11 protein-coding genes and 1 pseudogene are annotated in these 14590 nt (G+C 63.2%); 7 read left to right on the forward strand and 5 right to left on the reverse strand.

The window, feature by feature from the left end; translation table 11 throughout:
- Positions 1 to 58: 58 nt before the first annotated feature.
- A complete protein-coding gene (locus E5206_RS14500; RefSeq protein WP_136323096.1) occupies positions 59 to 994 on the forward strand; it encodes a LysR substrate-binding domain-containing protein in 936 nt (311 codons plus the stop codon).
- Here the strand turns inward: E5206_RS14500 and E5206_RS14505 are convergent.
- The 3 genes from E5206_RS14505 to E5206_RS14515 are packed head-to-tail and all read right to left on the reverse strand — an operon-like array spanning position 985 to position 5706.
- Positions 985 to 2382 (reverse strand): MmgE/PrpD family protein, encoded by a 1398-nt coding sequence (locus E5206_RS14505; RefSeq protein ID WP_205759942.1) that lies wholly within the window; start codon positions 2380 to 2382, stop codon positions 985 to 987. The genes E5206_RS14500 and E5206_RS14505 overlap by 10 nt on opposite strands.
- The gene (locus tag E5206_RS14510) at positions 2375 to 4012 is read right to left on the reverse strand and encodes an FAD-dependent monooxygenase (protein ID WP_136323097.1); all 1638 of its coding nucleotides are present in this window, start codon (positions 4010 to 4012) and stop codon (positions 2375 to 2377) included. Before E5206_RS14510 ends, E5206_RS14505 begins: the two co-directional genes overlap by 8 nt.
- Positions 4009 to 5706 carry an AMP-binding protein gene (locus E5206_RS14515; protein WP_136323098.1) on the reverse strand — a complete coding sequence of 566 codons (1698 nt, stop codon included), beginning with the start codon at positions 5704 to 5706 and terminating at the stop codon, positions 4009 to 4011. The genes E5206_RS14510 and E5206_RS14515 overlap by 4 nt, the downstream gene beginning before the upstream one ends.
- 254 nt (positions 5707 to 5960) lie before the next feature.
- Here E5206_RS14515 and E5206_RS19485 point away from each other — a divergent pair, with 254 nt between their 5' ends.
- Positions 5961 to 6368: a hypothetical protein gene (locus E5206_RS19485; protein ID WP_136323099.1), complete on the forward strand. Its 408-nt coding sequence runs from the start codon at positions 5961 to 5963 to the stop codon at positions 6366 to 6368.
- A 37-nt stretch (positions 6369 to 6405) separates the two neighbouring features.
- Here the strand turns inward: E5206_RS19485 and E5206_RS19850 are convergent.
- Positions 6406 to 6598, reverse strand: a pseudogene (locus tag E5206_RS19850) (beta-ketoacyl synthase N-terminal-like domain-containing protein); the annotation flags it as partial.
- Positions 6599 to 7184: 586 nt separating this feature from the next.
- Between E5206_RS19850 and E5206_RS14535 the strand changes: the two are divergent.
- The gene (locus E5206_RS14535; RefSeq protein ID WP_136323100.1) at positions 7185 to 8525 is read left to right on the forward strand and encodes an MFS transporter; all 1341 of its coding nucleotides are present in this window, start codon (positions 7185 to 7187) and stop codon (positions 8523 to 8525) included.
- 274 nt (positions 8526 to 8799) lie between these two features.
- Here the strand turns inward: E5206_RS14535 and E5206_RS19655 are convergent, their stop codons facing one another.
- The gene (locus tag E5206_RS19655; protein WP_240689759.1) at positions 8800 to 9006 is read right to left on the reverse strand and encodes a hypothetical protein; all 207 of its coding nucleotides are present in this window, start codon (positions 9004 to 9006) and stop codon (positions 8800 to 8802) included.
- Positions 9007 to 9433: 427 nt separating this feature from the next.
- On the opposite strand from E5206_RS19655, the gene E5206_RS14545 reads away from it, so the two are divergent.
- Genes E5206_RS14545 through E5206_RS14560 form a run of 4 tightly spaced genes read left to right on the forward strand, consistent with a single transcriptional unit; the run spans position 9434 to position 14058 of the window.
- On the forward strand, positions 9434 to 10648 hold the full coding sequence (locus tag E5206_RS14545; protein WP_136323102.1) for an ABC transporter substrate-binding protein: 1215 nt from the start codon (positions 9434 to 9436) through the stop codon (positions 10646 to 10648).
- 14 nt (positions 10649 to 10662) lie between these two features.
- Positions 10663 to 11544 carry a branched-chain amino acid ABC transporter permease gene (locus E5206_RS14550; RefSeq protein WP_136323103.1) on the forward strand — a complete coding sequence of 294 codons (882 nt, stop codon included), beginning with the start codon at positions 10663 to 10665 and terminating at the stop codon, positions 11542 to 11544.
- A 7-nt stretch (positions 11545 to 11551) separates the two neighbouring features.
- Positions 11552 to 13360 carry an ATP-binding cassette domain-containing protein gene (locus E5206_RS14555; RefSeq protein ID WP_136323104.1) on the forward strand — a complete coding sequence of 603 codons (1809 nt, stop codon included), beginning with the start codon at positions 11552 to 11554 and terminating at the stop codon, positions 13358 to 13360.
- Complete coding sequence (locus E5206_RS14560; RefSeq protein WP_136323105.1) at positions 13357 to 14058, forward strand: ATP-binding cassette domain-containing protein; 702 nt, start codon at positions 13357 to 13359, stop codon at positions 14056 to 14058. The genes E5206_RS14555 and E5206_RS14560 overlap by 4 nt, the downstream gene beginning before the upstream one ends.
- Positions 14059 to 14590: the final 532 nt, after the last annotated feature.

The following is a 14590-nucleotide window of genomic DNA, read 5'->3' on the forward strand; positions in this document are numbered from 1 at the left end:
CTGTCCGTCCATTCCAAAGAAAAGGACAAGTAAATTTTGAATGACATAAGATGAGCTTATGAATAGGCCCAATTTCACTCTCCGCCAGCTGGAATACTTTGTCGCCATCGCGCAGGCCGGCACGCTGACCGAAGCAGCCCTCCAGTTGCACGTGTCACAACCCGGGCTGTCCCAGTCGCTGACGGACCTTGAACACGCACTCGACGCCCGACTGACAGTCCGCCGTAAGGCTCGAGGCGTCACGCTCACCCCCGCCGGGGCGGAGCTGTTGCGGCAGGCCCGGGAGATTCTGCGCATTACCGAGGAGATGTCGCAGCTCGCCTCGGGCCGGAAAGAGCTCACCGGAGTGCTGTCCCTGGGCTGTTATGTGACGCTGGCGCCCACAATCTTGCCCGGCCTGCTCCAGGGATTCGCAGCGTTGCACCCGCACGTCAACATCAACTTCGTCGAAGGCGACCAGGACGAGCTCGAGCACAAACTGCACCGGGGCGAGATTGACCTCGCGATCGTCTATGACTTGGCGGTCCGACCCGATATGGCACACGAGGTCATCGACTCCATGCGGCCCTACATCCTGCTGCCCGCCGACCATCGACTCGCCGGACGGCACACCATCTCGCTCCACGACCTCGAGGACGAGCCCATGGTCCTGCCGTCTGTGCCGCCAGGGGAGAACAACACTTTGCGGATGTTCGAGCAATTCGGGGTGAGCCCCGATGTGCGCTACCGGCCAAGAACGATGGAGCTGGCCCGATCCCTTGTGGGCCGAGGCATGGGGTACGCACTCTTCGTTCAGCACACGGCCAACGACCGCACCTACGAGGGCAACCCGGTCGTTAATATGGATATCGAAGAACCGGTTGGTGACCTCAACGTCCACGTCTCGTGGCTCAAACATGTCCGCCTCAACAGGCGCGCCCAGGCCTTCGTCGACTTTTGCCTGGAACGAGGGCAGGCGCCGTATCTTCACCCGCGTGCGTCCTCTCAGGCCTGAGGCCTGTCTCGCACCAGAAGGTGATTCAGGAGGCTGCGCGCGTCGTCCAGCGTTTCAATGTCCGCCACCACCGATTGAAGTTCGGTGGCCGCGATCCCCGGCAGCCCGGTCTTTGCATAGTCCCAGCAGTCCAGGAAACGGTCGACATGGGCTTGCGGCTCCAGTTCGTTGCCGGGGAACCCGGGCGCGACCGCCAACTCCCCCGTCCACTCCCGGCCGTCGATGGTGTGTACGACCAGCCGGCACGCCGTATGACCGATCTCGTCGAGCGTCTCGTCTTCGTAGCTTGCTACCTTGTCGAGGATGCCAAGGCCCATGAGGTCACCAATGGCGTCGGGCTCGAAGTGGCCCAGCACCGCGGATTTCCGCTCGAACGCGCTTGCAACGCAGGACTGTGCGCTGAACTGCGCGTCCACTCGGGGATTTGGCCCGAGTTTGAAGGGCTGACCGACGAGGCGCCAGGAGTACGGTGGCACGAAGACATCCACATGATCCACCTCATCCGCTCCGATGCCCTCATCCCGCACGGCTTGCAGGGCAAGCTCCGTGGCGCCCTGGGTGAGGCCGCAGCTCGGATATTTCTTGAATACCATCTTGAGCAGGTGCCACTCCTCGGTGAGGCCCCGGACGAACTCCGCGGCCTGGATCTGGCCGCGGGCGAACAAGTGGGCATAGCCGTAGGTGCCGCTGAGGAAATGCATCGGCCCGGTGAGACCTGCCGCGGCATACTGCACGCATTCGATGGCCACCGAGGCGATCCAGCCGTTAATGAGGCGGACGGCGAGGGAGCCGTCGATGTTGCTTTGAAAGCTTCCGCCGCACCGGTTGAAGGCAAGCGCCAGAGCATGCACCGTCTGCGTCTCGTCGAGACCGCAGACGCGTGCCGCCGCGGCTGTCGCACCCATCACCCCGGCCACGCCGGTCGGATCGAAGCCGTCGTAGAGTTCCTCGGTGAGGTTCAGGCGCGAGCCGGTTTCCATACCCACAACGAGGGCCGCGAGGAACTCTTCGCCACTGCAGCCGCCGTTGAGCTCCGCTGCCGCGAGAGCCGCCGGCACAACACCTGAGCCCAGGTGTAGCCCGGGGACCATGGCATCGCAGTAGTCGAGCGCGCGCGCCATCGCGCCGTTGAGCAGCGCGACGCTGAGCGCCGGCAGCGCGTCGCCGAATACGATCAGATGCGCCTCCGGGCGGCCTGCCCGCTCAACGAGTACATCGCGCAGTTCGGCGATACCGTCTTGGTCGGCGCCGGCAAGCGCCGTGCCGCACACGGTGAGCAGCACCTGCTTGACGACGGTCAGGGTGGGTTCGGGAACCTGCGAGAGGTTCGCGCCCCGGATGAAGTGAACCAGCTCCATCTCGGGAGAAGAGGCGAATGAATCAGGCACGCTGGTCTCCTCCCCCCAGGTGGGTCAGGACAAGACTTGCCGTCGGGCGCGCAACAGCGCGGTCGATGGCGGCATTAACGTCCGATGCCGCTGGAGCGACGAGCACTGCCGCGACGTACCCGTCGGGCCGGACCACCCAGACCTCGTCCGGCCTTGCAGCCAGCAGGTGTGCCAGGTCCGGCGAGAGTGCCTCGATCTGGAGCACCCGGACAGGTCCCGCCGCAGACGTGACATCGGCAGCAAGCGCAACCGCATCGACAGCTGCGCCGGTGAGCACGGTGAACCCGTCGCGGACGATCTGGCGGAGTCGGGTGACACCGGGCTTGTTGAAGGTGATCGCGCAGTCAGGCACAAGGATCCCCGGTGCCGGCGCCGGCGTCTTGCCCATCTCCGGCCGCCCGGGGAACGGACGCTGCCCATCCTGAGTGGTAAGCGGCGAGTCGACGTACCAGAACGGCTCGGACATGCGGCCCGAGTTGATGTCGCGGACCACTGAGGTGTCCGTCATAGCGCGCTCAAGGGTCGCTGTGCGGAAGTCACGATCGTCGGCGGTCTGCGGCACCAGGAATTTCATCGTCTCGCCGACGACCGCCAAGTTCTCCAACGCGGCAGCACGGCGCTCCTCGTGGTAGGTCTCAAGCAGCGCCTCGGGAGCCCAGCCATGCAACACGTAGGCAAGCTTCCAGGCCGCGTTCTCTGCGTCCGGCACCCCTGAATTCAGACCTCGACCGCCAAACGGTGCGACGAGGTGCGCGCCATCCCCGGCGATGAGCACCTTGCCTACACGCATCCGGTCGACGACACGGGCATGAAAGCGGTAGACCGACTTCCAGGCTATTTCGTAGTCGCGGTCATCGACGACCTGACGGATGAGCGCGTCGAGGCCTCCGGTGCGCTCCTGTTCTTCGATGTCGTAGCCCTCCGGCACCTGCCAGTCGACACGGTACGTTGAGTCGGGGCACTCGTGGATGAGGACTTGACGGCCGGGGTTCCACGGGGGGTCGAAGTAGAAGCGGCGTTCGTTGGCCCAGTCAGGCATGTTGACGCGAAGGTCCGTGATGAGGAACCGATCGCCGAAGGTGTGGCCATCGAGCGTGACGCCGAGCATCTGGCGCAGTTCCTCGCCGCGGGCTCCCGGACAGGCGACAGCGTAGGCGCCCGCCAAATCGACGGAACCGTCGGCCGTTTCGCACGTGACGGTCACTCCGCTGTCGTCCTGGTTGATCGCGGTGACGCGGTGACCCCATCGGACATCGATGAGCGGCTGCTCGGCGATCTGCCCGTCCATGAGTTCTTCGGTCCGTTGCTGGGAAATGTTCACAAACGGGGGGAACGGTGAGGCGCCTGGACCGTCCTGCAGTTCGACGCTGAAGAGCTCCTTGTCCTTGAAATACGTCCGTCCGATACGAAAGGTAACGCCCTCCTCGGCGAGCCGTGTACCCACGCCGACGGTTTCCCAGATATCGAGCACGTCGCGTTGTTGGGCGATGGCCTTCGATCCGACATTGTCGCGGGCAGGGCGCGAGTCCAACCGCACGACGGGGATGTGCCACCGAGCCAGCAGAAGGGCGGTGGTTTGGCCTACTGGGCCGTTCCCGATGACTATGACGGGCAGACTGGCGCTGGTCACGTGGTGCTCCTGGCTTCGATTGGACTGACTGGCTGGTCGCGCAGGATGCGCTTGATGATCTTGCCAGCGGGGTTACGTGGAATTTCAGTAACGAACTCGACGCGCGTCGGCACCTTATAGGAAGCAAGGCGCGTCCTGCAGAATGCGCCGATCTCGGCCGCATCGAGAACATGACCGGCGCGAGGAACGACGAAGGCCCGGACGGCCTCACCTCGATAGTCGTCAAGCATGCCGACGACCGCCGCTTCCAATATTCCGGGATGATCGCCAAGGACTTCCTCGACGTCCCGCGGCGAGACTTTGAAGCCGGACACGATGATCATGTCCTTGATGCGGTCGACGATGTAGTAGTAGCCCTCCGCGTCTCGCTTGGCGAGATCTCCGGTGTGGAACCAGCCGTCCTGGAAGGCGTGTGCGGTTTCTTCTGGACGGTTCCAGTAGCCGGCCGCCAACGTGGGAGAGGCCAAAGCGAGCTCACCGACCTCTCCGACGGGCGCGTCACCCTGCCAGTCCAGGGACAGGATCCTCGCGTGGACGCCCGGTAGCGGGACGCCAATCGAGACGGCCCCACTCTCGGCGTCGACTGGGGACCGACTGCCGTAGGGGATTCCATGGGAGGGGGTTGCTGTCTCGGTCAGGCCGTAGACGTTGTGCAAATACTGTCCCGTCGCTCGCTCGAAATTCTCGAGTACAGCGTGTGGGAGTGGAGCTCCGCCGCTGTGCAACTTGGTCAATGACGCGAGGTCGCGGGAAGCGAAGTCAGGGTGGCGCATCAGAGAGATGAATGCGGTCGCAGGACCAAGCATCCAGCTGCCCCGCCACCGCTCGATGAGGCGCAGCATCTCCCCTGGCTCAAAGCGATACATCAAGAGCAGCGGTGACTTGGCGGACCGGCTGGTTGCCAGGTGACCCGTGAGCCCGGTGATATGGAACATGGGCGCCACGGCGACAGTGGTATCGCGCTCATCGATGCCGGCCCACGATCCCAATGACTCGGCGGCGTAGACGAACGAGGAGTGATCGACGACAGCGGCCTTCGCGAAGCCCGTCGTGCCCGATGTGTAGGCGAGGAGTGCCGGGTCGGAACCGGCGGCGCGATGCGGCACGGTATCGGTGCCCCGGTGGGCCGCGACGAGGTCCGCCAGCTGGACGGCCCCTGCGCACTCGACGCGTGAGCTGCCCCGGAGCGACTGCGGTATCACGGCAAGATCCTCGAGCTCGCTGGTGACGACAAGATGCTCAACGGCGGTGCCGGGCAGGACTTCGGCGACAGTCGCGTGCAACGACTCGAGGCAGATCACCAGTCGTGCACCGGTGTCGGCAAGGTGGGAGGCGAGCTCGGCGCCTTTCAGCATCGCGCTCACGGGTACGACGATGGCGCCGGCGAGGAAGGCGCCATGCATGACAACCGGCACGGCGGGCACATTCTGCAACATGATTGCCAAGCGGTCGCCCGGCTGAATGCCGTACCGGCTGCGGAGGGCAGCTGCGAAAGCATGCGCCCGCCGGCCCAACTCCCCAAAGGTCAGCATGGTGTCGAAATAGTAGACGCCTGGGCTGTCCGGAGCCTGCCGGTAGGCGTGCTCAAAAAGGTCGCTGGCGTTGGAAAACCGAGGCTCGATCCGCGTCGGAAGGTCCGGGAGGTTCGGCCCCGCAGGGCGCGCTTGCGAGTCGATGTCGTTGCGTCCGGTCATACGGTTCTTCTCTCTATCAATCGATTCAGCATGGATAAGGGACTGCTGTCCCGTATCCAGAATCTGCAAGGCGTTTCAGGCTTCAAGGGCACCGGTCCGTCGCAGATCCCTTCCGGTGCACCATTGCACCCAAACGTTCGCCAAGTTTAATTTAGATTAGATTAGAATTTTGATGGTGTCTACAACCAGGGCGGCGCCCTGAAGACGCTTGACACCTTCCCGCTTAACTCCGGCAACTGAGGAGCAGGTTCGCTATGTCGCTCCTAATCGGTGCTCTGGCTCTCGGGCTCAGTGGCGGCGTGCTCTACGGCATGATCGCGTTCGCCGTCGTCTGGCTCTACAAGTGCACGGGCGTGGTGAACTTCGCGCAAGGCGCGATGGCCACCCTCTCGGCCTTCCTCGTCTGGAACCTCGTTTCGGAGCACGGCCTCCCCGGCTGGCTAGCGGTGCTCTGCGCGCTGGCCGCCGGGGCGGTCACCGGCATCCTCTGCTACCTGCTAGTGATCAGGATCAACGACGGCGCCCCCAGCGAGAACATGCTCATGCGGACTCTCGCGCTGTTGGCAAGGAGTCTAGACGGTTCAGGGTCACGGGGGCCGGCGCCGTGCTGCAGGAGAACCCTGCCTACCCCGGCATCCGGGTTCCTTCTTTGTCAGATCTGACCATCTGGGGAATCGCGACCCGCTCAATACCGAGGGTCGAAGCCGCCGACGAGATCGGGATCCGCGACTTGGATTCGACACCACCGGCGACGGCGATGTCACAATGCCCGGCAGGGACGCTCGCCGCTGCAAAGTTCACCGCCTGTTTGCGACGACACGCACTGCCTGTCGACAGCGATCCCCGGGACATGCTCAGGCCAACCGGCCGACAGAAGCGCCGTACGGGCGATCAGTGTGTCCGGTCATGCGGCCCTTCCCTCAACCTCGGCGTTCAGTAGAAAACGACAGATTTCCTCTATAGAACAACCTCTGCTCCTATAAAACTGCAAGACGCCGCGAAACCAAACATTAGTCACGCTTATTTTCTTTAGAAGATTCTTGTCCTTTTCCATTTGAATGTGGCCGGGCCACACTTCAGGAATGGCGTCTGACTTACATGGTTCCCGACCTAGACTGCCCCACCGTCACAACAGCAAGGACCGGATTCGCTCGTGCTGTGGGGTGAACCCGCCGCTAAGGAGTGCGAGGACGCATCTCCGTCAGGAATTAACGGAATCGGTGTACCAGGCTGTGGTCCGGGGAAGAATCGCCGGCCAGACGCCAACCGTGCGTGGGTCCCTTCGGATTTGACAGAGGCGTTCACACCGAGCTCCTGAGTTCAAAAGGGCAAATAAAACGTCGTGATGAGGACGCCGGCATGCCCTTCGCAGCCCATCACACTCGAAGTTCAACGCAAGCAGGGCTCATTAGAACGAGGCGACCTGGCAGATATGGCCTGCTTACCAACTCCTCGTCAGCTTCGAAAGGAAGTATCCGATGTCTTCACAAACCATAAAGCGCAATAATCATTTCAAGCTGGGAGCCGCCACAGTCGCTGGCACCACGCTCGAGTACTATGACTTCTTCATCTACGGGACGTCCGCCGCACTCGTGTTCGGCAAGCTCTTCTTCCCCAGTTATAGCCCCCTCGCTGGGACCTTGGCTGCTTTTGCTACATTTGCAGTGGGCTTTTTCGCCAGACCCGTCGGCGCCGTCATTTTCGGCCATCTGGGAGACCGACTCGGCCGACGGACTACTCTCATTTGGTCCTTGGCCCTGATGGGAGGTGCAACCGTGTTGATCGGTTGCCTTCCAACCGAGGCGCAAATAGGATGGCTCGCTCCCGCCCTGCTGGTATTTCTCCGGTTTGCCCAAGGTATCGCCCTCGGCGGGGAGTATGGCGGAGCCGCCCTTATGCTCGTCGAGCATGCTCCGGACAACAGACGGGGTTTTTATGGAAGCCTTGTCTACATCGGCGCACCGGGTGGGCTTCTGCTGGCAACGGCGGCCGTGAACATCAGCACCGCCATCTCGGGAGACGCCTTCACCGCCTGGGGCTGGAGACTTCCGTTCCTCGCGAGTTCGGTACTTTTTATCGTCACTGTGTTCATACGTCTAAGTCTTGAAGAGAGCCCAGTCTTCGCCGCCCTGGCCAAGGGCGACAGTAGGGAACGCGCTCCGATTGGCAGACTGTTCAAGACGCAATGGCGCGACATCCTGCTCGCCATCGGCGTGGTTGCGCCTGCATCAGTGCTCTTCTACGTAGTGAGCACGTACGCGATATCGTACGGAACGACAGTCGCATCGATCTCGAGCAGCTCCTTGCTCAACTCTCTGCTACTGGCCGCGACCATTTACCTTTTCGCCATCCCGCTGTTCGGGTGGCTCAGCGATGTGTTCTCCCTGAAGGCGATCATTCTCGTTGGGTGCGCAATTACTGTCCCCTCCTGCTTCTTGCTCTTCACCGCCGTGGACTCCAAATCCTCCACATTGACTTTCATAGTCATGACTGTGGCCCTCGCAGGAGCTCACGCCGCCCTGATCGCCCCTCAGCCCGCGTTGCTCGCAAGCCGCTTTGATCCCCGCGTCAGGTTCACTGGGGTCGCGGTGAGCCAGACTCTGTCCGTGAGTGTCCTCAGCGGCTCGACGCCATTCCTTGCTACTCTTCTGTTTGGATGGACTGGCTCTACCATTCTGATCAGTTCCTGGGTGGCATTCTGGGGATTGGTGGGGGCGGCAGGGGTCGTGGTTCTAGCCAAGCGCCCGGTGTACGTGAATACTGAGGTCGTCGAAGCTGTCGTGCATAGCGACGATGATTCGACTTTTCCTGTGGTCTAAGGCTGGCTCTTCAAATGCGGCCTTGGATTTGATGGATGATCAAATCCAAGGCCGCATTTACCTAAAGAAGGCTAGCTGTATTACCCACGGGAATTAATGACGCGGATTACTGGTGGCTGCCCCTTGAGGTGTGGCCTCGGTGATTGTAGTCATGGAGCCAGGTTCGGTGCCTGGCCGCCAACCGGGCGGCCCGGCGTCTAACCGACATAACGCTCGCCCCACGTGTCGGGGACCTGCTTGACGAGTACGATAATCTTCATTGATTTGCCTGTCTTCATTGATTCGTCCTTTCCTCGAATACCGGGCGATCTGAAGCGCCGGATTCAGCCGTCAGCTGTCGCTTGAGGATCTTGCCGGTTGCTGTCATGGGCAGCGAGGTCACGATCTCGATGACGCGTGGATACTTGTACGCCGCCATCTGGATCTCGCTCCATGAGCGCAACTCTTCGGCCGTGAGAGTCGAGCCTTCCTTGAGGATCACAAACGCCTTGACCTCCTCGCCATGCCGTCGCCTCGGGGCGACCGAGGCAGCCCTTCGACCACGAGGCTCGATCCGCCTCAGGTGGCCTGGCGGGTTCGTCCAAGTGCGGGTGCGCCTGGGGCCAATGTCAGTGCGTCCGGTCATGCGGCCATTGTCTCAACCTCGGGTTCAGTAGAAAACGACAGTGTTCCTCCTGTGGAACATCCCCTGCGCCTATAAAACTCCAAGACGCCGCAAAACCAAATATTAGATTTGCTTATGTTATTCAAAAGATTCCTGTCCTTTTCCACTGAATGCTACCAGTGTCACACTTCAGGGATGGTGTCCTGGCTCACAGAGCCACCGGCCGAAACGGGCCCCCCGTCACGACACCAACGACCGGCATCGCTCCAGCGGTCCCACCCCCCATCCCAGAAAGGCGTGAGCAATGAAGCACACGTACGCTGCATCCCTCACCGCTGCAGCCTTGGCAGTGGCCACCCTAACCGGCTGCGGCGCAGCCTCCTCCTCGGGCTCCGCCGGCCCCTCCGGCTCCACCGGATCTTCCAGCGCCGGAGTCACCGACGACGCGATCACCCTGGGTGCGTCCTACCCGCTGACGGGTGTCGTGTCGGCCTCGTGCGTTCCGATCGTGCGCGGTGCGCAGGCGTGGATCGACAAGGTCAACGCCGAGGGCGGCGTGAACGGTCGCCAGATCAAGATCGAGGCCCTCGACGACGCCTACCAGGCACCGAAGGCACTCAGCAACGCACGGGAGCTGGCGCAGAAGCCGGCCTTTGCGTTCTTCAACGGCTGCGGCAGCATCGCGCCAACGTCCATCCAGCAGGTCGCCAAGCCGGACAACATCCCCTTCCTTCTGCCTGCCGTCGGTAGGACGGCGTCGAACGAGGGGCCGAACTTCTTCACCATGATGCCGTCCTATGCCGCCCAGCTCTCGGGCCTCGTACCGTGGGCACTCAAGAACGGCGGCACCGGCTCGGTATTGCTGGTCAACACCAAGCTGCCCGACTCTGCCGCAACGGCGACCGCCGTCGAGAACGCCGTGAAGGACTCGGGCGGCACCTTCCTCGGCACCGAGACGGTTTCGGTCGGCGAGCCCGACTTCGGGCCGCTGGTGCTCAAGCTCAAGCAGCAACGCCCCGACTACCTCGTCTTCAACGGCACGCCGGACGACGGCACCAAGCTCTTCACCACGATCTCTGCGCAGGACGCCTTTCCCGCGAAGAAAATCCTCATGACGGCTCCGCTGGCCTACGCCGACTTCATCTCAAAGACTACAAACGCCGACGAACGGCTCGTCATCAGCCTCCCGACGGTGCCGTGGGGTGACCCCGCAGCCAAGGAGTGCGAGGACGCCTTCAACGCGGCCTCCCCGAAGGTCCAGTCCACCGGCTTCAGTCTCTTCGCCTGCGCGTCGGCGCAACTGCTGGTCCAAACCCTCAAGGACACCGGCAAGGATCTCACCCGCGAGGGCGTGATCAAGACGCTCGAGGGATACAAGGACAAGCAGTTCTCCCAGTTACTCGCGCCCGTGACGTTCTCGTCGACGCAGCACACCGGCCTGCAGAAGATGTACGTCGTCACCAACCAGGGCGGCGCCCTGAAGACGCTTGACACCTTCCCGCTTAACTCCGGCAACTGAGGAGCAGGTTCGCTATGTCGCTCCTAATCGGTGCTCTGGCTCTCGGGCTCAGTGGCGGTGTGCTCTACGGCATGATCGCGTTCGCCGTCGTCTGGCTCTACAAGTGCACGGGCGTGGTGAACTTCGCGCAAGGCGCGATGGCCACCCTCTCGGCCTTCCTCGTCTGGAACCTCGTTTCGGAGCACGGCCTCCCCGGCTGGCTAGCGGTGCTCTGCGCGCTGGCCGCCGGGGCGGTCACCGGCATCCTCTGCTACCTGCTAGTGATCAGGATCAACGACGGCGCCCCCAGCGAGAACATGCTCATGCGGACTCTCGCGCTGTTCCTGCTCATCTCCGCAGCGCTCGACCACGAGTGGGGAGCCAACAGCCCGTACACCTTCCCGAAGCTATTGCCCAGCGGATCCGCGTTCCAGGTCGGCGGGGCGACGATCACCTGGTTGTCGGTCACCACGATCCTGCTCGGCCTTCTCTGCGCAGTGGTCGCCTGGGTCTTCTTCAAGAAGACCCGCTGGGGGCTGCTCTTCCTCGCACTCGCCGACAATGCCGATGCCGCAACCGTCGTCGGTGTTCCGGTGCGCAAGCTCAGCGCGATGGCGTGGGGGGTCTCGGGCCTCGTCGCTGTGCTCGTCGGCGTGCTCGTGGCGTCAAGCACCTTGCTCTCGGTTAGTCTCACCGATCCGTACCTGCTCTTCGCCCTCGCCGCAGCGGTTCTCGGCGGATTGGACAGCATGGAGGGAGCGATGCTCGGTGGGATGCTCGTGGGCGTGATCGACAGCATCGGAACCGTCTACTTCGGCAAGGACGTAGCGACCCTGCTCGTCTTCTTCGTATTCCTGCTCACCCTGCTCTACCGCCCGCGGGGAATCCTCGGCCGGCCCAACCTGCAACGCGTGTGAGGTAAACATGACCATAAACCGCCCGATGCTGGCGAAATACGGCCCGTGGGCTGTCGCCGCGGCGCTCCTCGTCGGACTCCCCTACTCCGGCATCACCTTCAACATCGAGACGGCTCTCTCGCTCGGCCTCATCTACGCCATCGCTGCCGTTGGCCTGGACGTATTTATGGGATACGCCGGGCAGTTGAGCTTCGGGCACTTCGGCTTCGTGGCCTGCGGCGCCTACATCTCCGCGATCGCCGGGGACCAGTGGTCGCTGAACCCGTGGCTCGCTCTCGTCCTCGCGGTCCTTGGCACCATGCTCATTGCCACGCTCATCGGCATCCCCATGGTGCGCCTGCCCGAGATCGGCTCCTCGCTCGTCAGCTTCTTCTTCGCCTTCATCGTCGTCGTGCTGCTCACCGGCAACCTGCTCATCGACATCACCCACGGGTCGACCGGGATCATGGTCACCCCTGCAACACTCGGCGGCATCGATCTGAACCAGGGCGAAGGCCTTTACTACACCGCGCTGGCGGCCCTGGGGCTCGCCACGCTGACGACGTCGATCTACGTCAGCTCCCGTTTCGGAAAAATGCTGCGCCTTATCCGGCACAACCCTACGGTCGCCACATCGTTGGGGACTCGGGTTGACCGCGCCAAGCTTGTCGCCTTCGTCTACTCCGCTGCGTGGTGCGCCGTCTCCGGATTCCTCTTCGGGCAGTCGCTCGGCACCCTGATTCCGGACGCATTCTCCCCGTACCAATCGATCTACCTGGCGATGATTGTGGTTCTCGGCGGTCTCGGATCGGTGTACGGTCCGATCCTCGGCGCTCTCTTCTACGCCATCGTCACCGAGCTATCGTTCGGGGCTGGCTCGACGAGCGGCATCGTGCTCGCCCTCGTCATCCTTCTGGTCCTGGTGCTGATGCCGACTGGTCTACGCGGCTTACTATTGGCCGCGATACGCACCGTCCGCAAGGCGGCCTCCAGTAAGCCCCCGATTCCAGCGGGGACGCTCGCAGCGACCGGGAGCGCAGACGCGAACCTCACCGTGCTTCCCCACCGCGGCGGGTCGAAGGAGACCCTCACCACCGTGCTTCCCCGCCGCGGCGGGTCGAAGGAGATCCTCACAGTGGAGGCGCTTCGGGTGTCCTTCGGTGGCGTCCACGCGCTCCAGGACGTCGACATCGCCATCCGGGAAGGAACAATCCACGGCATCGTCGGCCCGAACGGTGCCGGCAAGACCACGCTGCTCAACTCCATCTGCGGTTACATCCGCTACGACGGAACTATCACGTTCGACGGCACCCACGAACTCTCCCGGCTGCATCCTTCCCGCTTGCGCCGCCTTGGGATCGCGCGCACCTTCCAGCACCCCGCACTGGCCAAATCGCTCACCGCGAAAGAAAATGTCGAGCTTGGCATGTACGCCGTGGACGTTGAGCGATCGGCTGATCTCGTAGCAGAACTGCTCACGCTCGCCCGAATCCCGGAATCACTCTGGGATGTCCCGGCGAGCCAGCTGAGCCTCGCCGAGCTCAAGGTCGTTGACGTCGCACGGGCCTTGGCCTCAAAGCCGCGTCTGCTCCTGCTCGACGAGCCCACCGCCGGCCTGGAGAGCGACGAGATGGCTGTGATGGCGGGGATTTTAGAGGCCGCAGTCACCCGCGGCACGACCGTCCTTGTCATCTCCCACCACGTGGGGTTCCTCCAGCGACTCGCCGACGATGTCACAGTGCTCGATTTTGGCAAGTCGATCGCGTCCGGCTCATTCGACTCCGTCTTCTCCGATCCGGTCGTGGTCGACGCCTTCCTGGGAGTGAGTGTCTCATGACCGAAGCAACCCTAATCGTCACCGGACTAAAGGTCGCCTACGGCATCACCCCGGTGCTCCGCGACGTCAATTTGAGCGTTGCACCGGGCGAGGTCGTCGGTCTGGTCGGCCCGAACGGCGCCGGCAAGTCGACCACACTGCGCGCGATCTCCGGCTTGGTACGCCGGCAGGCGACCGCTCTCACCATCGGTGGCCACGACGTTCCGGCGCGTCCCGAGGCCGCGGTCGCTCTCGGTATCGCGCACGTGCCCGAAGGGCGCGGGATGATGGCGGGTCTCACGACGCTCGAGAACATCCAGGTCGGCGCCATAGCAAACGGCAAGCCGCTCTCAGAGGGGGAGCTTGAGGGTCTTTACACCCTCTTTCCGCGGCTCCCAGAGCTCGCTAAGCGTCGCACCGGCACGTTGAGCGGCGGCGAGCAGCAGATGGTTGCGATCGCGCGCGGTCTTGCCGCACGCCCGAGCATCCTCATGATCGACGAGCTGAGCCTCGGCCTCGCCCCGAAGATCGTAACGCAACTGCTGAGCTCGCTGATGGAAGAGGCCATTCACCGAAGGATCGGGATCCTGCTAGTCGACCAGAACGTCCGTGCCCTCGGCAGCGTGTGTAGCCGCATGTGGGCACTGCGCCACGGAGTCTCCGAGCCGGTCTCGGGTACGGAGAGCCAGTACTCCGACCTCTACTTCTCCGTGCGGTAGCCGGCCTGAAACAGTCGGAAGGCCCCGACCCTCACCGGGTTGGGGCCTTCCGACTTGAGCAATGATCAAACCGGGATCCCCTAGGTGCGGCCGGACTGGGCATGCATCTCCTACACGGCGAAGGCGGTGTTGATCAGCTGCACCATGAGCGCGGCCTGCGCCGCGGTTTTGTCCTTACTCGCTGCGGCCAGGAACAGCATCGCGGTTCCCGCGAGGGAGGGCATCAGGCTCGACCAGTGCGGTGGCGTTGCACGTGTACTCGGCCCAGGCATCCAGGTCGGGGGTGGCTTGCTCAGGCCCGGTGTCGATGGCACTGGTCCGTCTCCCGATGATTCCTCGCCGCAGAGTTGCTGGGGCCTCTATGTGCTCCCTCGTCTGCGTGCGGCCGCGGTATCTCCAGCTCGGCTATCAACACCGGATGCGGGGATGCCCTGGTTCGTCTGGGCGGCCACCGGTGGACGATCCACCCGCTGCTAGCTGAATACGACAAGGACTCCGGAGACCTTGCTCTCCGGAGTCCTTGTTTTCGGTT

Origin of the sequence: Arthrobacter sp. PAMC25564, assembly GCF_004798705.1 — a bacterium.
Taxonomy (GTDB): domain Bacteria; phylum Actinomycetota; class Actinomycetes; order Actinomycetales; family Micrococcaceae; genus Arthrobacter.